This window comes from Enterococcus hulanensis (genome assembly GCF_005405485.1).
GTDB lineage: Bacteria > Bacillota > Bacilli > Lactobacillales > Enterococcaceae > Enterococcus_A > Enterococcus_A hulanensis.
Genome location: NZ_BJED01000020.1, coordinates 18,124 through 40,044, shown reverse-complemented (window position 1 = coordinate 40,044; position 21,921 = coordinate 18,124). Strand labels below are relative to the sequence as shown.

21 protein-coding genes are annotated in these 21,921 nt (G+C 39.6%); all 21 read right to left on the bottom strand.

The genetic code is table 11. The annotated features are described in order from the left end of the window. Nucleotides 1-60: 60 nt before the first annotated feature. The gene (gene pepT / locus FFR60_RS18770; protein WP_137665331.1) at nucleotides 61-1,290 is read right to left on the bottom strand and encodes a peptidase T; all 1,230 of its coding nucleotides are present in this window, start codon (nucleotides 1,288-1,290) and stop codon (nucleotides 61-63) included. A gap of 23 nt (nucleotides 1,291-1,313) precedes the next feature. Then, nucleotides 1,314-2,435, bottom strand: coding sequence for a Nif3-like dinuclear metal center hexameric protein (locus tag FFR60_RS18765; protein WP_371853746.1), 1,122 nt, complete (start codon nucleotides 2,433-2,435; stop codon nucleotides 1,314-1,316). Next, a complete protein-coding gene (locus FFR60_RS18760; RefSeq protein WP_137665329.1) occupies nucleotides 2,416-3,129 on the bottom strand; it encodes a tRNA (adenine(22)-N(1))-methyltransferase in 714 nt (237 codons plus the stop codon). Before FFR60_RS18760 ends, FFR60_RS18765 begins: the two co-directional genes overlap by 20 nt. Nucleotides 3,130-3,246: 117 nt before the next feature. Beyond that, a complete protein-coding gene (gene dnaI / locus FFR60_RS18755) occupies nucleotides 3,247-4,173 on the bottom strand; it encodes a primosomal protein DnaI (protein ID WP_088932685.1) in 927 nt (308 codons plus the stop codon). Next, nucleotides 4,173-5,486 carry a DnaD domain protein gene (locus FFR60_RS18750; RefSeq protein WP_137665328.1) on the bottom strand — a complete coding sequence of 438 codons (1,314 nt, stop codon included), beginning with the start codon at nucleotides 5,484-5,486 and terminating at the stop codon, nucleotides 4,173-4,175. The genes dnaI and FFR60_RS18750 overlap by 1 nt, the downstream gene beginning before the upstream one ends. Before the next feature lie 12 nt (nucleotides 5,487-5,498). After that, the gene (nrdR, locus tag FFR60_RS18745) at nucleotides 5,499-5,972 is read right to left on the bottom strand and encodes a transcriptional regulator NrdR (protein WP_088932687.1); all 474 of its coding nucleotides are present in this window, start codon (nucleotides 5,970-5,972) and stop codon (nucleotides 5,499-5,501) included. A 187-nt stretch (nucleotides 5,973-6,159) separates the two neighbouring features. Beyond that, on the bottom strand, nucleotides 6,160-6,759 hold the full coding sequence (gene coaE / locus FFR60_RS18740; RefSeq protein WP_137665327.1) for a dephospho-CoA kinase: 600 nt from the start codon (nucleotides 6,757-6,759) through the stop codon (nucleotides 6,160-6,162). 2 nt (nucleotides 6,760-6,761) lie between these two features. Continuing rightward, the gene (gene mutM, locus FFR60_RS18735; protein WP_137665364.1) at nucleotides 6,762-7,595 is read right to left on the bottom strand and encodes a DNA-formamidopyrimidine glycosylase; all 834 of its coding nucleotides are present in this window, start codon (nucleotides 7,593-7,595) and stop codon (nucleotides 6,762-6,764) included. Nucleotides 7,596-7,810: 215 nt separating this feature from the next. After that, entirely contained in the window at nucleotides 7,811-10,450 is a 2,640-nt protein-coding gene (gene polA / locus FFR60_RS18730; protein WP_137665326.1) for a DNA polymerase I, read from the bottom strand. Nucleotides 10,451-10,649: 199 nt separating this feature from the next. After that, nucleotides 10,650-11,333 (bottom strand): Bax inhibitor-1/YccA family protein, encoded by a 684-nt coding sequence (locus tag FFR60_RS18725; RefSeq protein WP_088932688.1) that lies wholly within the window; start codon nucleotides 11,331-11,333, stop codon nucleotides 10,650-10,652. After that, nucleotides 11,326-11,805 (bottom strand): MaoC family dehydratase, encoded by a 480-nt coding sequence (locus tag FFR60_RS18720; RefSeq protein WP_088932689.1) that lies wholly within the window; start codon nucleotides 11,803-11,805, stop codon nucleotides 11,326-11,328. The genes FFR60_RS18725 and FFR60_RS18720 overlap by 8 nt, the downstream gene beginning before the upstream one ends. 155 nt (nucleotides 11,806-11,960) lie before the next feature. Then, entirely contained in the window at nucleotides 11,961-13,295 is a 1,335-nt protein-coding gene (murC, locus tag FFR60_RS18715; protein WP_088932693.1) for a UDP-N-acetylmuramate--L-alanine ligase, read from the bottom strand. Between the two features lie 101 nt (nucleotides 13,296-13,396). Continuing rightward, complete coding sequence (locus FFR60_RS18710) at nucleotides 13,397-13,846, bottom strand: SprT family protein (protein WP_137665325.1); 450 nt, start codon at nucleotides 13,844-13,846, stop codon at nucleotides 13,397-13,399. Continuing rightward, on the bottom strand, nucleotides 13,839-16,019 hold the full coding sequence (locus tag FFR60_RS18705) for a Tex family protein (protein WP_137665324.1): 2,181 nt from the start codon (nucleotides 16,017-16,019) through the stop codon (nucleotides 13,839-13,841). The genes FFR60_RS18710 and FFR60_RS18705 overlap by 8 nt, the downstream gene beginning before the upstream one ends. 111 nt (nucleotides 16,020-16,130) lie before the next feature. Continuing rightward, entirely contained in the window at nucleotides 16,131-17,027 is an 897-nt protein-coding gene (locus FFR60_RS18700; RefSeq protein WP_088932696.1) for a DMT family transporter, read from the bottom strand. Nucleotides 17,028-17,188: 161 nt separating this feature from the next. Continuing rightward, nucleotides 17,189-17,917 (bottom strand): metallophosphoesterase family protein, encoded by a 729-nt coding sequence (locus FFR60_RS18695; RefSeq protein WP_137665323.1) that lies wholly within the window; start codon nucleotides 17,915-17,917, stop codon nucleotides 17,189-17,191. Between the two features lie 31 nt (nucleotides 17,918-17,948). Then, nucleotides 17,949-18,320, bottom strand: coding sequence for a VOC family protein (locus FFR60_RS18690; protein ID WP_137665322.1), 372 nt, complete (start codon nucleotides 18,318-18,320; stop codon nucleotides 17,949-17,951). Between the two features lie 103 nt (nucleotides 18,321-18,423). Further along, a complete protein-coding gene (locus FFR60_RS18685) occupies nucleotides 18,424-19,815 on the bottom strand; it encodes an L-cystine transporter (RefSeq protein WP_088932699.1) in 1,392 nt (463 codons plus the stop codon). 275 nt (nucleotides 19,816-20,090) lie between these two features. Further along, the gene (locus FFR60_RS18680; RefSeq protein ID WP_088932701.1) at nucleotides 20,091-20,474 is read right to left on the bottom strand and encodes a DUF1149 family protein; all 384 of its coding nucleotides are present in this window, start codon (nucleotides 20,472-20,474) and stop codon (nucleotides 20,091-20,093) included. A 107-nt stretch (nucleotides 20,475-20,581) separates the two neighbouring features. Beyond that, nucleotides 20,582-21,187 (bottom strand): HAD-IA family hydrolase, encoded by a 606-nt coding sequence (locus FFR60_RS18675; RefSeq protein WP_137665321.1) that lies wholly within the window; start codon nucleotides 21,185-21,187, stop codon nucleotides 20,582-20,584. 30 nt (nucleotides 21,188-21,217) lie between these two features. Next, nucleotides 21,218-21,886 (bottom strand): 2,3-bisphosphoglycerate-dependent phosphoglycerate mutase, encoded by a 669-nt coding sequence (locus tag FFR60_RS18670; RefSeq protein ID WP_137665320.1) that lies wholly within the window; start codon nucleotides 21,884-21,886, stop codon nucleotides 21,218-21,220. Nucleotides 21,887-21,921: the final 35 nt, after the last annotated feature.

Below are 21,921 nucleotides of genomic sequence, written 5' to 3'. Positions count from 1 at the left end.
ATGCGAATGAGCAAAAAAAGAAAAAGCTTCAAGTTTCCTCAAAGCTTTTTCGAAATAAAACTATTTAGCATTGTTTTCAATGATCTTCACAATCACGTCAACGGCTTTTTCCATCGTTTGTAATGAAACAAATTCAAAGCGTCCATGCATGTTTTCAGCACCAGCAAAAATGTTTGGTGTAGGAAGACCCATGAAAGAAATCTTAGAACCGTCAGTACCGCCGCGAATTGGTTCAATAGTTGGTGTAACACCGACTTCTTCCATCGCACCTTTCGCTAGGTCGATGACGCTCATATCCTTCTCGATGATTTCCCCCATGTTGTAGTATTGATCATACATGTTTATTTCCACACGTTCTTCATCAAATTGGCTGTTTATTTTTGCTTGGATATCCGTAATCATTTGTTTCCGTGCTTCAAATTTTTCGCGAACATGGTCACGGATGATATAAGTCATTTTCGCTTCTTCCACATTTCCGTCTAAAGCAAGTAAATGATAGAAGCCTTGGCGACCATCTGTGTTTTCTGGACGTTCGTCTTCAGGTAATTGATTATGGAAATCAATCGCCATTTGCAGCGCATTGATCATCGTGTTCTTAGCTGTACCTGGGTGAACGTTTTTACCATGCATCGTAATTTCAGCTTGTGCTGCACTGAATGTTTCGAATTGCAATTCACCGATTGGTCCGCCATCCATTGTATAGGCAAAATCTGCTTTGAATTGGTCAACATCAAACTTATCAGCACCGATACCGATTTCTTCATCGGGACCAAAGCCGACACGTACTTCGCCGTGTTTGATTTCAGGATGATTAATCAAGTGTTCCATCGCGGTCATGATTTCAGCGATTCCAGACTTGTCATCAGAGCCAAGTAATGTTGAACCATCTGTTGTGATCAATGTTTGACCGGCATAATTTTTCAAGTTAGGGAAATCTTTGACATTTAATGTATATTTTCCATCAGCGTCTAATTTGATGGTTGATTCGCCATCATAATTTTCAACGATTTGCGGGTTGACACCTTCAGCATTGAAATCTGCGGTATCCATGTGAGAGATGAATCCGATAGTCCGCGCTTCTTTGTCAAGGTTGCTTGGCAAAGTCGCAATCACATAGCCATTAGTCTCATTATAAGTAATATCTTTCATGCCGATTTTTTCTAATTCTTTCATCAGCTCATGAGCAAAAGCTACCTGTGTTTGAGTTGTTGGTGTTGTGGTGCTTGTCGCATCAGAACGAGTTTCTGTCTTAACATAGTTTAAAAAACGCGGTAATAAATTTTCGTACATCTTACTCTCTCCTTTAATGCTAATTATTTAAATGAAAAAGGATTGGTGGAAGTCTCAGACACGAAGAAATCAACCTTCCAGTCCTCTTCATTTTTCCATTGATTAAATAGAGCCACCATTTTTTCTTTACAAAGCGACTCAATGTAATGCCCCGGATCAATTACCAGCATACCGGTCTCCTGCATATCATGAGCAGTATGATAATAAACATCTCCAGTAATATAAACGTCAGCGTTCGCAGCTATAGCATCGCGATAAAATTTCTCTCCGCTGCCGCCGCAAATCGCGACTCGTTTGATCATTTTCTTTTCATTATGAGGATAAATCACACGTAAACCTTCCAAATCGAACGTTTTTTTGACTTTTGTGATAAAATCTTCAGTCGGCATCGCTTCTTTTAACTCTCCGACACGTCCAATCCCGTAGTTTTCAGCGAGATTATCAAGCTGATAAATATCATAAGCCGGCTCCTCATAAGGATGCGCTGCTAACATCGCTGATTCAACTTCGGCTTGTTTTGTTTCTGGAAAGATCACTTCGATTTTACTTTCCTGAACCTGTTCCGGCACATTAGCCGAACCAATCGCAGGTATCGCTGCACTCGTCGGGGTGAAACGTCCAGTTCCATTTACCGTGAATGAGGTCGCTTGATAATTCCCTTGTTCGCCTGCACCCGCTTTTGCTAATGCTTCACGCATTGCTTTCGCATCAGTTTGAGGCACATAGACCGCAAGCTTTTTCATTTTTACAGTATGAGTATGAATTAGATAATCCGTATCAAAAACGTCTAAAGCCTCGCAGAACCAATCATTCAATCCATTATGGATGATATCCATATTTGTATGCGCCGCATAAACAGCAATGTCGTGTTTGATTAAATCAGCGTACATTTTCGTTTGAACGTCATCCGTTGTTAAACGTGAAACGGGACGAAAAATCGGCGGATGCTTCACGATCAGCAAATCGATTTTCTTAGCGATCGCTTCTTCAACAACTGCCGGGCGAACATCTAAACTCATCACGATCCGATCGACCGTTTTATTCAAAGTGCCGATATGCAGCCCGACTGGATCGCCTTCTTCAGCTAACCACTCAGGGCAATACTGCTTAAAACGTTGGATAAATTCACTTCCCTGCATCTGCAAGTACCTCCTTGATCCATTCAATTTCTTGTGCAATTTCTTGAATTTTTTCAGCGACATCCTGATCACTTTGGTGCAAGCTCGCTAGGATCTTTTCGCTTTTTTCTAATTTGTGCTGCCACTTCGCAATGAAAACAGCATTTTTATCATTTAATAGCATTGGTCCAAAAAAGAGCTCTTTAGCTGAATACTCAGGAGCCTCTGAAAGTTTGTCAGCTACGATTACTTCATACACTTTATTATTTTCTTCAATAATGGCTTCATGGGTAATCGTATAATGTTCATTTACCAGCCATTGTCGTAATTGACGCTCACCAACATTCGGCTGCAAAATCAGCCGTTCTTTTCCTGATAAACGATTTGTATCTTTCCCGCGCTGTAAAATATCGCGGATCAGTACACCGCCCATTCCGCAAATGGTAATAGCGGAAACTTGATCACTCAACTCTACGGCTTCAAGTCCATCGGCTAAGCGAACATCAATTGATTTTTCTAATCCATTTTTGGCAACTTGCCTTTTGGCAGATTCATACGGACCGACAACAACTTCACCGGCGATACCATACGAAATTTTTTCTTGCAGCATCAAAGCAACCGGTAAATAGGCATGGTCCGAGCCGATGTCGGCTAGACGCGCATCCTGCGGTACAAATTCTGCTGCTTTTTGTAAACGAAGCGATAAATCTTTGGCGTTCATTTTTTCACATCCTAAAATTGATTATAACACTCCTTAAAAAAAGCGCCCCCTAAAAAGAGCTAAATGACAGCGCTTTTTAATAGGGCGTTTTCCTTTTTCTAAGAGAATTTTCTTTTTTTAACCATTTCGGCGATTTTCACCAATCACCCAAATTTCCTTACTTAAATAGCGGATACGTTCCATGATGCGTTTAGCCTTTAATGGTTCTTCATCTCCTCGTTGCGTAACAGACAAGTGCTGCTCCAACTGATTCATATTGAAATTAGAAGAAAAGAACGTCGGCAATTGCTCCTGCATCCGATGCTGCAAGATCACACCTAAAACTTCATCACGAATCCAGGCGCTCATCGAGTCCGCGCCAATGTCGTCGATCATTAAAATCGGCGCACGCTTCACTTCATCCAGCTTAGGACCGACTTTATCATTCGATATTGCCTGCTTCATTTCACCAGCAAAGGTTGGAAAATGCAAGAGCGTTGTTTCAAAGCCTTTGACAGCCAGTTCATGGGCAACAGCTCCTAATAGATACGTTTTGCCGACACCAAAATCACCAACTAAAAACAATGCCTTATGAAACATTTTGGGACTTGCTTCGTATTGATTGATAAAATCCAGTGACGCTTCCAAAGCTTCGCTGCGGCCGGAAGTAACTTCGAATGTCCGAATAGAAGCTTTGCGAATATCCTTTGGCATATCTAATGAGTTCACACGATTACGAATCTCTTCTTCGCGTTTTACTCTAAGCAACTCATCAGTCGGAACATAAGTCACATCGATAAAATGAAAATTAAGACTTAATTGCGGTTCATAACCGGGTGCAATCATCGAGGAATCGCCTGCCAAATATTTCTTCTTCTCTTGGACAAACTCATAGAGCTTAGCAAAGGATTTTTCGATATCTTCCTGAGTTAGTTTTTCTTTGTGCTCTTCAATAAATTGACGAACATCTTGGTCGGCCAAAATCTCCTCCATCATTTGGCGGTAACGACCATCGACCCCACGGCTTCTAATGATGCGATTCAATTCTTTTCCTACATCTTCCATCAATCGTCACCTTCTTTACTCAAATATTCCGCTAACTTACGGTTTAGTTCTGCTTCTTTTTCGGGTGTTAATTTCTTTTCTTGCGGCGGCTGCTTGATATGCTCTGGCAAAGCCTCTTTTCTTCCAGCTCCGCGTTTTTGATAAGCTGGTCGGCTTGCTTGCGGTTTGCGAACCAATTTTTGACTGTTTTCCCGCACATGGGTGATCGCTGCTTCTGGAGTCGCGATTTTCTTCTGCGCCCAGTCATTGGCGATCGCATTTAAATAGTTTGCATTGATAACCGCCTGATTTTGGATTACCAAAATATAGTTGATAATAATATTAATCACACTTTTGGGTAATAAATTACGACCAATCAGCTCTTCCAATAAACGGACTTCCGTATTAGTCTCGAATCCGCCCTTCTCTCGTTTAATCGCACGTAAAAAAGTAACTGGTGCAATTTTTTTACTTTGGGCGATAATTTCTAGTTCCTGCGGCGAAAAATTACTGCCATTTGTCGAACTCTCTGCTGGTGTTTCTTTAGGAGCAGCAGCAACATTCGGACGTTTTTCTTTATTGATCAGCTGACGCAAGTAATTGAAGTTCAGTCCTGCTTTTTCACCGGCACTGGCTTTGGCGACATATTCTGCTAAATCTAGTTCATTCAATCCGTACAAAGTTTGAAATGTCTGCAGTTTCTCCCGCTCTTCCAAAGTCAAAATCAAGCTGAAGCGTTTCAATTGTTGTGTGAATAATGACCAATCAAAATCTGATTTGTCAGCAAATTCTTCTTGTGTTTGTTCTAAAGCCTCGCTATGACTGGCAAAAGCTGTTTCGTCGAAGCGATAAACATCACGAAAACGTTTGGTGATGCTTTTCGCTGTGCCTTTTTCAAAACTGTTAGGTTTAAAACGTTCAACTAGTCGTTCATAACGGCGCTTTCCAACTTTATCCATCAGCAAATAGGCCATCAAAGGGTCTTGAAAGAATTTTTTGGGTCCAAGCGGCAGACGCAATTGATAAATCAAGCTCAAACCGATCTCACTATCGGTCTTTTCGTAGGCTTCTAATAAACCAATGCCTTCGAGCTGTTCTCGCGCCTTCACTAGATTCATTAACCCAGTATCAACGGCCGCCAATAAATCGGTGTGCATCAAACCGGGACTTTTACCTTCTAACGTAATATCACTCATCAAAGTCAAATACAGACTCAATGCAGCATTTCCTATGATCGGTTGATATAAATACAGTAAAGCATCTTGTTTACTTTGATCAAGCTGTGGCTCACCATAGACCGTATAAAAGGTGCTGGGTTTTAGTTCTTCTGCCACTTAAAATGCCTCCTACTCTTCATCCGTTGATTTCGCTTTATCAACGATCTCCTGTAATTCCTTCAAGAACACAGACATATCTTTAAACTGGCGATAAACACTCGCAAAACGGATATAGGCGATTTCATCAACTTCCATTAAATCTTCCATGACAAATTCACCGATTTGACTTGTCGGAATCTCATTTTCACCCATGCTGCGGACACGATTTTCTACTCGATCCACGATTTGCTCCATCTGTTCCATTGCTACTGGACGTTTTTCGGCAGAACGAATCAATCCGCGTAAAATCTTGTCGCGGTTGAACTCTTCACGGTCCCCATTACGTTTAACGACTAATAAAGGTGCTGCCTCGATCCGTTCAAAGGTTGTAAATCGGAATCCGCAGCTTTCACACTCTCTACGACGGCGAATCGCTCGCCCGTCATCAGTTTGTCTACTATCAATTACTCGAGAATTATTATGATTACATCTTGGACAACGCATAATTTCACCCACACTTTCCTAATATTGACTAAATTCACTTGTTAAACGTGAAATCTTTTTTGTTATATAGAATAATTTTTTAAAAACAAAAGTTTGTAGAAAGAAAAAAATTATCTGTTTATATAACATGAGTTTACCATAACCAGCGCGCTAAAAAAAGCGTCGTAAGGCTACGACGCTGAATTCTTTAAGAAACATATTTATTTTCTTTTAGCCAATCAAGCACTTGCTGGCGCGTTGTTTCTTGTGAGCCGCAATTATCGATAAGAATATCGGCTCGTTCTTTTTTTTCATTTAATGAAAGCTGACTGTTGATTCGTTCTAAGGCTTCTTTTTTAGTCAACTTATTTCTTGCCATCAAGCGGTTTAGTTGGATTTCCGGTGTGACATAGACCACGGCCGCTTTATCCATCATCACTTCGTACTTTCCTTCATACAACAACGGTACATCGACAATTACCAAGTCATTTGACTTTTTCGCTTCTTCCGTTTGTCGTTTGATTTCTCCGCGAATAAAAGGATCGAGCGTTTTATTTAACAGGTTTCTTTTTTCCTCATCATGGAAAATGAGCGCGCCTAATTTTTTGCGATCTAAACCACCTGTTTTTTCTATAATCTCTGAACCGAAAGCTTTTTCCAATGCCTTCAAGCCTTCTGTTCCTGGTTCGACTACTTCTCGTGCCACAATATCACCATCTACGATTGGAAAACCCTTTGCTCTGAAAAAATCTACAACTGTCGATTTTCCGCTGGCGATTCCGCCAGTGATACCTAGTACAAAACTCATCGTTACACCTTCTTTAATTTCTGACAATGGGGACAAAGATGCGTTCCTCTTTGAGCAACTTTTATTTTAATGATTGGTGTTCCACAACGCGAACAAGGAGTCCCCGTCTGACCATATACATGCAGCTCTTGTTGGAAATGACCAGCTTCTCCTAGTGCATTTAAATAGGTTCGAATCGTCGTTCCGCCAGCTTCTTTAGCTTTTGTGATCACCTCGATGATTGCTTCTCGCAAGCGTCGCACAGTTTGAGCACTCAGCGTATTCGCAGGCTGTTCTGGATGGATTTTTGCCAACCATAAAACTTCATCAACATAAATATTTCCTAATCCTGCTACAACTTTTTGATTCAATAATAGAGTCTTGATCATCGTCGAAGAATTTTTTAGCTGCTCTTTGAAATCGGCTAAGTTAAAATCTGCGTCCGTTGGTTCCGGTCCTAGCTGCATTAATCCCTTATACTCGTTTGCAGTTCCTTTTTTTAATAAGGCCATGCGTCCAAATTTTCGCACATCATGATAAACCAGCTCCGTCCCATCTGTAAAAATAAACCGTACATGGCTATGCTTATCTAACGGTGTGGGTTCATTAAAATATTCATATTTTCCTTCCATCCGTAAATGGGAGACCATTTCGCAATGAGTAAATTGAAAAATCAAATATTTCCCGCGTCGTTCCACCGTTTCAATGGTCTCGCCAACCAATTGCTGCTGAAAAATTTCAACTTCGGGAAACTCAATAATTCGCGGCCAATAAACATCTATTTTTGCAATGGTCTTCCCCTTAACTAAAGAAACCAAGCCTTTTCTGACCGTCTCAACCTCTGGCAATTCCGGCATATCTATCATCCTAACTCTCATTAATTTATTGATTCTTTTGAACTTGCTGCATACTTAAATAGTGAACAGCGTGTTCATATTTACGTTATCATTTTTCGGAAAAAGCAAGAAATGATTTGTTTTGCAATACAAAACTGGACTAGTTTCACTAGCATCGTTTTCATTCTTTAAAGTAATTAACTGGCAAAAAAGCTGGAATTTCTTCCAGCTTTACTTTATTTCGCTTCGTACCAAGTTTTTCCCCAATTGCTATCTGTCAATAATGGCACATCTAAATGAACAGTGTTTTCCATTACTTCTTTAACCAGCTTATCTAATTGCTCTAATTCGCTCTCTGGCACCTCAAAAACAAGTTCATCGTGTACTTGTAATAACATTGTCGCCTGCAGCTTTTCTTCTTTCAGACGCTTAGCCATTTCAATCATCGCTAATTTCAAAATATCTGCCGCACTTCCTTGGATCGGCGTGTTGATAGCCGTTCGTTCTGCAAATGAACGCAGATTGAAATTACGAGCATTGATGTCCGGCAAATAGCGTCGGCGATTGTATAAGGTTGCTGAATAGCCTTTGTCTTTTGCTTCGCGTACACTTTCTTCCATATAGCGTTTCACATCTGGATAGTTCTCAAAATAGGTATCGATATACTCTTGAGCTGCTTTACGAGTGATTCCCAAGTTTTGTGACAAACCATAATCAGAAATACCATACACAATCCCAAAGTTAACGGCTTTCGCGTTTCGACGCATATTCGGCGTTACTTCTTCTTCAGAAACATTGAAAACACGCATTGCAGTACTAGTATGGATGTCCATCCCATCACGGAACGCTTGCTTCAAATGTTCGTCACCAGAAATATGAGCTAAAACGCGTAATTCGATTTGCGAGTAATCGGAAGAATAGATCAGCCAGTTCTCATCTCGCGGAACAAACGCCTGACGAATTTTCCGCCCTTCCTCCAAACGAATCGGAATATTTTGCAAGTTTGGATCAACAGAACTTAAGCGGCCTGTTTGAGTCAGTGTTTGGATATAACGCGTATGAATTTTATTGTCACCTTGGATCACTTTCAGCAATCCTTCGACATACGTTGATTGAATCTTAGCAAGTTGCCGATAATCTAAAATATGCTCCACGATCGGCGCTTGCTCTCGCAACTGTTCTAAAACATCTACAGCAGTCGAATAACCGGTTTTTGTCTTTTTAATTACTGGCAGCTGCATTTTTTCAAATAGGATGACACCCAGTTGTTTAGGCGAATTGATGTTAAACTTTTCGCCGGCTTCTTGATAAATCTTTTGCTCGATTTCCTGTAATCGCTTTGAGAATTCTCCTCGCATTGCTTGTAAGCGTTGCGCATCGACAGTAATCCCGGCAATCTCCATTTCTGCTAGAATCCGAGAAAGCGGTAGTTCCATTTGATAGAATAAATTGTCTTGTTTCTTTTCTTCTAATTCGCTTTCTAGTTTATCATTCAAGAAATGGATCGCTTTAATCTTACGTGCCAAATGACCAAAGAATACTTCATCATCTTCCGGCAAGCCTTTTTTAGCGCCTTTGCCGTAGATTTGTTCGTCCGTTTGGATTTCTGTGTAACCATAATACTGTGCTACCCCAGCAATATCGTTGCTGTTGTCATTCGTATCTAACAGATAAGCAGCCAACAAAACGTCAAAGTTGATTCCCTCTGTTTTAGTAATATAGCGATTTAGCGCCACATAGGTGCGTTTTGCATCATAAACTTTTTTACCGTTGGCAGTTTCTAACCACTTTTTAAAGACAGCACTCTCAAATAGCGCTAATTCATTGCTCACATAGATTTTTTCTTTCGTCCCCCATGCCACACCAACGATATCTGATAGATGGTAATTATCTTCCAACATCTCAACATATAAGGCAGAATCCGCACTGAACATGTCCTCAGTAAACTCATCAACTACGTCAAATGTAATATCTTCTAGTTCAACTTCCTCTTCTTCAACATTCAGTTTACTTAAGAAGCCTTTGAAATCCATCTCCTTAAAGAAAGGAACCAGCTTGTCTAAATCTTTTCCGTTATAAACTAGTTCATCAATTGAAATATCGACAGGTGCATCCAATTTAATTGTTGCTAATTCTTTTGAAAGAAAAGCCTGATCTTTATCATTGATCAAGTTCTCCTTCATTTTGCTTTTCTTCAGTTCATCGATATTTTCGTAAACACCTTCGACGCTGCCGAATTGCTTCAATAATTTGATCGCAGTTTTTTCTCCGACCTTTGTTACACCCGGATAATTATCTGATGTATCCCCAGCCAAGCCCTTCATATCGATAATTTGATTAGGGGTCAAGCCATCATATTTTTCCGCCACATGTTCAGGTGTGTAGGATTCGATTTCACTAACACCTTTTACTGTGATATCGACCTTGATTTTATCTGTCGCTAACTGCGTCAAGTCACGGTCACCAGATAGAACGACTACATCGAACCCTTCTTCTGCTCCACGATGGGCCAATGTTCCGATAATATCATCGGCTTCATAATTATCTAATTCATAGTGCTTTACGCCTAAACCGACTAATAATTCGCGTAAATAAGGCATCTGCTCACGGAATTCTCCCGGCGTTTTTGAACGACCGCCTTTGTATTCAGAATACATCGCTGTCCGAAAAGTCGTATTTCCCGCATCAAAAGCGACTAATACGTGAGTCGGTTTTTCCCGATCCATTACATTTTCAAACATATTGTTAAACGCATAAATTGCATTGGTGTGCAAACCATTTTTATTTTTAAAACGCTCCAAAGAATTATGCAGGGCAAAAAAAGCACGGAACGCAACACTGTTTCCGTCTACTAATAATAATTTTTTTTCACTCATAGCTTCGACTCCTAATTCCAATTAATATATTTTTTCTCGTATACCCTCAGTTAAATAAAATAGCAAAATAAGAAAACTCACTAAACCTTCACGCTTCATTTTAACAAAGTATCGAACGAAATGAAAAGAATGCAGCCGATTTTTTCAGGATTCTTATCATAAAGACGTATCCAAAAAAAATAGAGACGAATATTCGCCTCTATTTGCTGTTTCCAAAAATTCGTAAGAATGAAATGAACAGGTTGATGAAGTCCAAGTAAAGCTGCAGGGCCATAAAGACAGCCACGCCATTTCCGGCTTCACCATTCGTTCCATGATAAATTTTACGGATCATTTGATTGTCATAAGCTGTGATACCCGACATGATCACTACCATTAAAATAGAAATAAAGAAATCAACTGCACTGCTGTGTAATACAAAGACGTTTAATAGCATTGCAATGATAATTCCCAACAAGCAGCTTAGAGCCGCGCGTCCCATTCCCGATAAATCGCGTTTCGTAAATGAACCGACAAGCGACATGACTAAAAATGTTGCCGATGCAGTCACAAATGCTTGCGTTACAGTACCCAAATCATACATTGCTAGTGTGACAGCCAAAGTCACGCCGTTCAAAGCTGAATATACGATAAAGCCGCTAAGTGCTAATGTTGGATTCTTTTGAGCTTTTGCGCCAAGAAAAATAACCAGCGCAATCTCTGCGATCCAGATTCCCCAGAAGCCTAACGGAAAATTATTGATGAAGCTTGCAACTTGATAAGCCCATGGTCCTAAAGCCATGTATGAAATTACTGCGCTGATTCCAATACCTAAAGCGAGGAACGCGTAGATTTTTCCGTAAAAACGATTCAATCCGTAAACTTGAGTTTCTTGATTATTCATTTATCTCATCTCCTATGTGTGCTTGCGGCGGTTTTACCATTACCACAGCATCCAAGATACGTTTCTCTTCATTGTCAGTAGCTTCCACTGCTTCCACAGAAATAGTAACGACATCTTTCATTTTATCTACTTTGATTACTTCAAACTCAAAGGTCAATGTTTCATAGTGAAAAACTGGATCAATAAAATTGATCGAGAAGTTCACAACGTGAGAACCCGGTCCTGGTAAATGTTTAGAAATCGCACTTGTTATGATTCCCATCAGCATGATCGATGGCACAAGCGGTTGCTCATACTCAGTTTCTTTCGCGTAGTCGTGTTGGATGTACAAAGGATTCGCATCATTTGTCAAACCTAAGTATAAAAGAATCTGATTATCTTCGATCGATTCCGTTAACGATAACGAGTCACCTTCCTCAATCTCGTCAATCGTTTTGCCTATTTTCCGAGCCTTCATATTATACAAATTCATTCCCTCCGTATTATGTTCTATCCATTATTTTATCAGAACGTAAGTAAAACACAAGTTTGTACATATCTAGTATAAAGAATTCTAAAGTTAAAAAGCGTTTCTTAGGTTAGAAAGAAGGGCCCTGACAAAAAATGTCCGAACCCTTCTTCTTTTATTTATAATACATTACGTGTTGTGTTGCTTAAAAGATTTTCATAGGCACGTTCAAATTTTTGAACATCGCCGGCACCCATAAAGATCACTACTGCATTCTCATGATCTAATAATGGAGACATGTTTTCTTCTTTGATTACTTGTCCGCCTTTTTGAATCTTTTCTCCTAAGTCTTCAATTTTTACATCGCCGGCTGTTTCCCGAGCAGATGAGAAAATATCGCATAGATACACCTTGTCTGCTCGATCTAAAGCCTCAGCAAACTCATCCATCAAAGCGATCGTCCGAGTAAAGGTATGCGGTTGGAATACCGCGATCAATTCTTTTTCGGGATATTTTTGACGAGCAGCATCGATCGTTGCTTTGATTTCAGCTGGATGATGCGCATAATCATCAACGATAATCATGTCGGCAACTTTCTTTTCAGTGAAGCGGCGTTTTACGCCAGAGAAAGTCAACATTTCTTCTTTGACCTTATCCATATCTAACCCTTCAAAGTAAGCCACTGCGATTACAGATAAAGCATTTAAAATATTGTGTTTGCCAAATGACGGAACGGCGAAGCGTCCGATGAATTTTTCTTTATGATAGACATCGAAAGCTGAACCATTCGTAGTGCGAACGATATTGCGTGCTTGAACGTCATCATTTTCGGATAATCCGTAATAATAAATCGGAACATCCGCTTTTAGCTTACGTAAATATTCATCATCGCCATAAGCGAAAATGCCTTTTTTAACTTGTGAAGCCAATGTCTGAAACGCTTCGAATACATCGTCGATACTCTTGAAGTAATCTGGATGGTCGAAATCGATGTTCGTCATGATTGAATAATCAGGAGCGTAGGCAAGAAAATGACGTTGATATTCACATGCCTCAAACGCGAAGAATTTCGCATCGGGAACACCATGCCCTGTTCCATCCCCAATCAGATAACTCGTCGGTGCTAAACCATTTAATACGTGAGCCAATAAGCCCGTCGTGCTAGTCTTCCCATGTGAACCGGTCACGGCAATGCTTGTATAAGGCTGAATAAATTGTCCAATGAAATCATGGTAACGTACGATCTCTAGACCTAATTCTTTTGCCCGAGCAATTTCTTCGTGGGTATCTGGAAAGGCATTTCCCTGAATGATCGTCATGCCTTCTTTAATATTGTCTTTGTCAAATGGCAAAATAGTAATGCCGGCTTTTTCTAAATCACGTTGTGTAAAAAAATATTTTTCGACGTCAGAACCTTGTACATCGTAGCCTTTTTCATGTAAAACCAAAGCTAGCGAGCTCATACCTGAACCCTTGATTCCAACAAAATGATAAAGCGTATCTTTATTATTCATTTAATCCTCTTCCTTATATGTACAAAATTGTTTGCGGTTCACATTATCATATAAATCAGCAAAAATAGCAATCTTTTATTCTCCCTGCAGCTTTGATGCAGTTAGGCTTCAATTGTCTTCAAAAATTTAAGTTTTCCCAGACAATCTCCGCATACGTATCTTTTTGTATCGAGTTTCCGACGACGCTTGACCTCTTGACCACATTTCTCACATAGATAAACTTGGTAAGTCATCGTTACCAGCGGCGGTGTAAAACGGGAGCCACCAGTTTTTTTCAATAACTGCTTAAATTCTCGATCTTTATGCTGATAGCCGCGACCCGCCATGTGCAAATGATAATGACAAAGCTCATGCTTGATTACTTTGGCCAATTCTTCCACACCATATTTTTCAAATACTAGATGATTGAAGTCTAAGTCATGACTTTTCAGATGATAGCGTCCACCTGTGGTTTTCAATCGTTGATTAAAGCTGGCTTTATGACAAAACGGCTGTCGAAAAGATTCTTGCGAGATCTTTTCGACTAGAGCCTGTAATTCTTGATTAGTCATTTTTATCACTTTGAATCATTGTCAAACTGATGCGTCCTTTTTTCACATCGACGCCTTCGACCCAAACGGTTACCACATCACCAACGGATACGACATCTGTCGGATGTTTGACATATTTTTTGCTCAATTTTGAAATATGAACTAAACCATCTTGTTTTACACCAATATCGACAAAAGCACCAAAATCGATCACATTTCGTACTGTACCCTGCAATTCCATTCCTGGTTTTAAATCTTCCATTGATAATACATCTTGTCTTAATAACGGTGCCGGCATTTCATCGCGCATATCGCGTCCAGGCTGAAGCAGCGCCTGTAAAATATCCTTGATCGTTTCTTTGCCGACCTCAAGCTCTTGTTGTAATTGATTCAATTGCAGCGCCTTGATTTTTTCTGTTGCTTCTGCTGAACCTAATGACTTCAAATCAACGTCAGCCAATGCCAAGATTTCTTTTGCACTTGCGTAGCTTTCCGGGTGAATCGCAGTCGTATCCAAGATATTTTTTGCGCCTGGAATCCGCAAGAACCCAATCGCTTGTTCATAAGCTTTTGGTCCTAAGCGCGGAACTTTCTTCAACTGTGGGCGTGAAGTAAAAGCGCCGTTTTCTTCCCGGTAGTTTACGATATTTTGCGCAGTTGTCTTGTTCAGACCTGACGCATATTGTAAAAGCTGCGGACTGGCTGTATTAACGTTTACACCAACTTGGTTCACGGCCGTTTCCACTACAAAATCTAATCTTTCAGATAAACGTTTTTGGGAAACATCATGCTGATATTGACCAACGCCGACCGCTTTCGGATCAATTTTAACCAATTCTGATAATGGATCTTGTAGACGTCGCGCGATGCTGACCGCACTCCGTTCTTCAACTTGCAGATCAGGAAATTCCGTCCGCGCAATATCGCTGGCAGAATAAACTGATGCGCCAGCTTCATTGACGATTACATAGAATACCTCTTGTTGAATTTGTTTCAATTGTTCTGCTACAAATAATTCAGATTCACGACTAGCTGTACCATTTCCGATTGCTACCATCTCTACACCATGTTTTTTGATCAGTGTTTGGAACGCAGGGCCTGCAGCCTGACGTTTTGCTTGCGGAGCCGGTTTATGAGGATAGATCACCTCGATAGCTAAAACTTTTCCAGTTTCATCGACAACTGCTATTTTGCATCCAGTACGATAAGCTGGGTCAAAGCCCAATACAACCTTTCCTTTCAGTGGTGGCTGCAATAATAGATTACGTAAGTTTTCACCAAAAATATTGATTGCTTGTTCATCGGCATCTTCTGTTAATTCATTACGAATTTCCCGTTCAATCGCTGGTCCGATAAAACGTTTATAGCTATCCTTATAAGCTTCACGCACAAATTCAACTGTGATTGACCGATTGTTTGCCACCAAATGACGTTCCAAATAATCAAAGATTTTTTCTTCTTCCACCAGAATGGAAACCTTTAAAATTTCTTCCTTTTCGCCGCGATTAGAAGCTAATACTCGGTGCGAAACCATTTTATTGATCGGCTCGGCAAAATCATAATACATTTCATAGACGCCTTTTTCATCTTTATCAGCATCCTTAACTTTGCTTTGATAGACCCCTTTGTTCTTCGTAAAGGTGCGAACCCATGTCCGAAAATCTGGATTGTCGCTGATTTGCTCAGCAACGATCTCGTGCGCTCCTTGTAAAGCTTCTTCGGCACTTGCAACATTTTCTCCGATGAATTCTCCAGCTTTAGCATAAACATCGCCAGATTCTGGAAAACTCAGTAGATATTCTGCTAAAGGCTCTAAGCCGTTTTCCTTAGCAATCGTCGCTTTGGTCCGGCGTTTTTGCTTATAAGGACGATATAGGTCTTCAACTTTTTGGACTTTGACTGCTTGCTGGATTTTTTGTGCCAATTCTTCAGTCAATTTTCCTTGTTCATCAATTAAGCGCAAGACTTCTTGTTTACGCTTCTCCAAATTTTCCAAATAATTGTAACGCTCTTCAATCTCACGGATCTGTACTTCATCCAGCGTTCCCGTCATTTCTTTTCGATAACGAGCAATAAACGGAACCGTATTACCTTCATTTAATAAATTTAATACAACTTTGATTTGCTGCGGACGATAATCCGTCAATTCTTTATTCAATAGTTGAATGATTTCTTGGTTTAAACCTTCTGCCATTTCCATTCCTCATTTCATCCAAAATCCTATTTATTTTATCATATATCCGCTAAGATTGCTTCATTCGCTAAAACGAAAAAACTCACAACCTGAGGAAGTGAGCGAAAAGCGTTACCTTATTCTTTTTCTTTGACGCAAAAGGTTGGGCAGTTCGGATAGAACCAAACCAGTTAGTGTCAATAAAATTCCAAATGCTGACTTGATGGTCAAGGTTTCTCCCAGTATCAACACAGACGCTAATGTTGTCAACATGGGAATCGAATAAATATAAACCGTTGCCCTAACAGCGCCGAGATTTTTCACTGAAAAATTCCACGTAACAAAGCATAAGGCCGATGCACCTACGCCTAAGAACAATAGATTCCCCAAATTTACTGTCTCACTAAAGCGAGCAACATCAAATGAATCCACACTAAAAAATAAAACTGGCAGCATAAACAGCAGACCATAAAAGAAAATGCGCTGTGTTGTCGCGATCGTACTGTAGCCAAATTCGCTGATTTTTTTAATAATCAAAGAATACGATGCCCAGCAAACAGTCGCAATCAAAGCCAATCCGTCACCAATCGGATGAACATTCAAGGTTCCCGAGAAGCTAATCAATGAGATACCGATCATTGAACAAACAAAGCCTAAAACAAACAACCTAGGAATCTGTCCCTGTTTTAATATGAAACGGCTGATCAATGCAGTCATGAACGGACTTACTGACCCGATGATTCCAACATTCATTGCCAGCGTATAGGTTAAAGCAACGTTTTCTAAATAATAATAAAGAAATACTCCAAACAAACCGGCGATCATAAAATAAAATTCTTCCTGCCAACCCTTAAATTTCAAAACTTTTCTGGAAATCACCGTCAAGACGATAAAGCCGATTAAAAAGCGAATAAATAGAATTTCAATCGGTAAAAAAGCCTGTAGCAGAACTTTGGTAGAAATAAAAGTCAATGCCCAAATAAAAATAGTCAAACTGGCAGATAAATGTCCCTTCACTGTTTCTGACATAATCGTCCCCCTTCTCAGCTTATCCTAACTCATCTCAAAAAGATTCTCTTGTAAGATATTGATTCCTTTTTAAAGTATATAAAAAATACTATGTCATTATGCAAGAAATTAAGCAATAGGCTGCAGAAAAAAAGCGAGATTCCCTCGAATCCCGCTTGGTATCAAAAATCAGGCTGCCATGGTCCCCTCGTATTTGGAATCTCATAATCGTGAACGATACCGGAATTATCAAAAACTACGCCATGGAGACTTCCGCCAAAGACCGCACCTCCGTCAATGCCGATTTTCCCATCAGATTGCCAAAGAGCTGTGGTCTGCATATCGCCATACAGCATAGGCGTTATCGTATGACCAAAAACTATTGTTTTCCCAGTATTATTTTTGCCCTCATGGAACGGCTCGCGAATCCATAAAAAATCTTGTACAGAAGTTTCATGCCAATCTTTTGTTAAATCTACACCAGCATGAACAAAAAGATAATCTCCCCACTCGCAATATAACGGTCGCTCATTCAAAAATTCCAGCAATTTCTTGTAGCGACTGCGAATCATCATGGCAATCTCCGTTGGTGAATACTCCTCAGTCGCACCTTTGTGCAGCAAACTTTCGATCGTTTCCTTACCGCCATTATACAAATAGCTTGGAAACCAATCTTCAGGACTCTCCATAAATTCCAGAAAATATTGTTCGTGATTGCCCCGTAAATACACCGCTTGATATTTTTCTACCAGTTCCATAGCTAATAACCAACAATCCTTGCTTTTACGGCCTCGATCATTCAAATCGCCAATCAAAATCAACTGCTGTTTATCTGGTTGAAACTTTTTTAAAATCTCCTGAAACAGCTCGTATTCACCATGAATGTCACCAATCACAAAAACTTGTTTCATTTATCTCCGCCCCTTCCAACCAAGGCCTCCGTTATCTTCCTGAAACGACAAAGTAATTCCCATCCGCATCAACAAAATTGAATACATACTCCTCACCGATTTGCGCTAAATCTCCTAACTGCACGTCGATAGTTTGTAATTTTTTGTACAAAGCAACCACATCATCACTGCCAAAAATCAAAGCTGGTGATGGCTCAGTCGCTTCGTCGTCATTTTTCTCAATAAAAGCACGATCATAGATTACTAAATGGGTAGTGCTGTTTTTGCTCATAGCCACTTCGGCAACCTGTGAACCGTCCAATTCCTCAAAACTAATTTCCACAAAACCTAAACTTTGCCAAAAAGAACTAGCTTTCTTTACATCATTAGCATATAAAATTACTTTGACCTCTTCATTAAACAAATCATTTCGCTCCTTATTCAATCATTCCGTTATTTTGAACTTATAATATCAAAAAAAGTGTACCAAAAAAGGCTTGGTCGCGCTAGCCAAGCCTTTCAAATAATTATGAATTCACTTCAATTGAAGCATTTTCGTCATGTAGGATATCGCGGTTCAACTCATGGATTCGCTCACTAGTTACGACACCTGCTACCATACTGCCGCTAACATTCACAGCTGTACGAGCCATATCGATCATTGGTTCAACAGAGATTACTAATCCAACGATAGCTACAGGCAAGTTCATAGCACCCAGTACAATTAATGAAGCGAAAGTCGCACCACCACCGACACCAGCTACACCAAATGAGCTGATAGTTACGATAGCGATCAACATCACGATAAATTTCAAATCAAAAACATTCACACCAACAGTTGGTGCTACGATTGTCGCAAGCATAGCGGGATAAACACCGGCACAGCCGTTTTGACCAATCGAGATACCAAAGCTGCCAGCAAAGTTTGCTGTCGCTTCGTCAACACCTAATGCTTTCGTTTGCGTTTCAATGTTCATCGGCAAAGTTCCGGCACTTGAACGGGAAGTAAACGCAAAGCTTAACGCTGGAAAAGCTTTCTTAAAGAAATTGATCGGATTTACTTTGACACCTAAGAGAATCACAGAATGTACTAAAAGCACAACAATCAATGCACTATAAGAAGCCAAAATAAATTTACCTAAGTTAACAATTGCTTCAAAATCACTCGTTGCTAAAACATTCGTCATTAATGCGAAAACACCATATGGAGTTAAGCGCAACACTAATGTTACGATACGCATAACGATTTTATATAGACTGTCAATCAGATTCGCAAAAAATTCTGCTTCTTTTGGTGCTTTACGACGTACTCCTAAAAAGGCGATGCCAACAAAAGCCGCAAAAATTACCACACCAATCGTACTAGTTGGACGAGTGCCTGCAAAATCAGCAAAAACATTGGTTGGTATGAAGGATAGAATTTGTTGCGGGATTGAGAAGTTTTGAACCATTGTTTGGCGATCCGCCAATTCTTTGATTCGAGCAGTTTCTGCAGCTCCCTTAGTAAATGTCGCGCCATCTAGTCCAAAGACCATAACAGCCAAAATTCCGATCAAAGCAGCGATTGCGGTTGTAGCTAATAGTGTAACTAACACATTCGCACTGATCTTACCGAGCTTCTTGCTGGATTTCATTTTGGTAAAAGCACCAACGATTGAAATAAATACTAGGGGCATAACCAACATTTGTAATAAAGAAATATAACCATTACCAACGATCCCGATCCATTCCATCGCTTGAGAAATGACCTTACTACCATTACCTAAAAGTAATTGTAAAATTCCGCCAAAAATAATTCCGGCGCCTAATCCCGCAAATACACGATTAGAAAATTTCACATGTCTTTTTTGCATTTGATAGAATGCCACAAGCAATGCAACGAACACTAAGATCACTAATACAGTGAACAGAGTTGTCATTGTATTCCTCCTTAAAATAACTTTCTATAATGACAAGTCTGTCAAAGGAAGTAAAGGTTCCCGGTACTCACTCTTCAGTGAAATACCCTAAAATATAGCTGCGCGATTCCTAAATTTTAGTGACTTAAGAATTATAACCTAGATAAAATAATCTGTCTTACATTTTGCACTGTTGCATGGAAATTTTCATAATGATATTCATAAAAAAAACCACTTTGACTAGACTCTAATAACACGAACTAGAAGTCCCTCAAAGTGGAGGTAAAATTATCGTTTTAAATAGTATTTGAAGAAAAATTGATTTTTACGCCTGGCTTATCCAAAGCAATTTCGGTGATTTCATAAACCATTCGCTCAATCAATCTTAAAATTGGACGAATCATCTCATTGGCCTCAGCCTCGGTCAAATCATTTTGTTGTTTAACTTGGCGCCCAATCACATGGATGACTTGAGAAAATACACCGCCAATAATAAACTCTTCGAAAGGGAGTACGAACTCAATCCGAACACCCATAATACTATTTTCAGCTGGATATCCCGGGTCCATTGCTTCCAATGGACTAAAATTAATCAGCAATTTCTGTTTTACTACTTGGTCTTTCGGAGGAAGTCCATAATTAAATGACTCTACGACTTCCTGATCGCGTTGTAATTCCATTTCGCACCTCCTTGTTCAAATTAATCAAATAGTAAAAATTGTAGCTTATTATTTTTACTAATAGCTATTTTACCAACTGTTTCCTTACTCTAATTATAGCTTTCTGCTCAGAAAATTTGTACCATTTCTTTTAAATTATTTATAAAATAAGCTGACTTAATATCCTGTTTAAAATAATCTATATCAAAGAAGACCGTCTGAACACCTGCATTATTTCCTGCCTCAATGTCTAACTTGCGATCTCCGATCATTACTGTTTTATTCCGATCTAATTGATAGTTATCAATAAAAGAATTGATCGCGGATGGATCTGGTTTTCTAGGATAATTTGAATCACTGCCGATAATATCGACAATCAATGCATCCAATCCATCTCTTTTTAACAGATTCCAGGTCGATTCGACCGTTCGATGGGTTAAAATAAAATGCTGTCCACCCCTTTCCTGCAGTTTTTCTAACGTTTCTTTGGTTTCTGCAAAGGGATAAGAGGCTTTGTTTTGCTCTGCCTCGTAAGCATGGTACTTTTGATCAAAATCAGGCGCAGGCAAATGCCAATCGACGATCATTTGTCGAATCGATTCCATTTTTATCTTTTTGTAGACTGTTTCTTCATCCTTGTTTATATCAAACTCTTTAAAAGTCCGCATTAATGCCTTCAACATAATTGGATAAGTATCATACAATGTGCCATCAAAATCCCAAATATAATTCATACGAATCCTTTCTAAGTAAACATAATAATTTTATAGAATCTCTTTTTGAATAATTTCTAAGCGCGAATTAAATGTGTAAACTATCGGAGTCGCATTAGGAATATCGATTTGATCGACTTGATCGGTTGGAACAGCTTCAAGAAATTGAACCAACGCACGCAAACTATTTCCATGACCACAAACTAACACTGTTTTTCCATCCATCAAATTCGGTGCTAACTGATCCTGCCACAACGGTACGACACGTTGCGAAGTCATATGCAAACTCTCTCCGGTCGGGATCAATCGAGGATCAAGCTGATTATATCGTCGATCGAAATGATTATCTTTTGTTAAAGGCGGAACTTCATCAAAGCCCCTTCGCCACTTCTTTACTTGGTCAGCTCCAAAATGCTGGGCAATAATATCCTTATTCTTCCCAACTAATGCACCGTAATGACGCTCATTTAAACGCCACGTTTTATATTCTGGAACAAAGCTTGCATCTGCTTCCTGCAAGATCATTTTTGCGGTTTTGATCGAGCGTTTAAGAACAGATTCAAACGCCACATCTATTAATAAGCTCGCATTTTTTATTCTTTTGCCAGCCTCTTTAGCCTGTTCGATCCCTTTTTCTGTTAAATCTACATCCAGCCACCCAGTCCAATAATTTTGGAAATTGGCTTCACTTTCGCCATGACGGACTAAAATTAGTTTCATATTCTCACCTTCTCGTTGTAAGAATATCAGAAAAA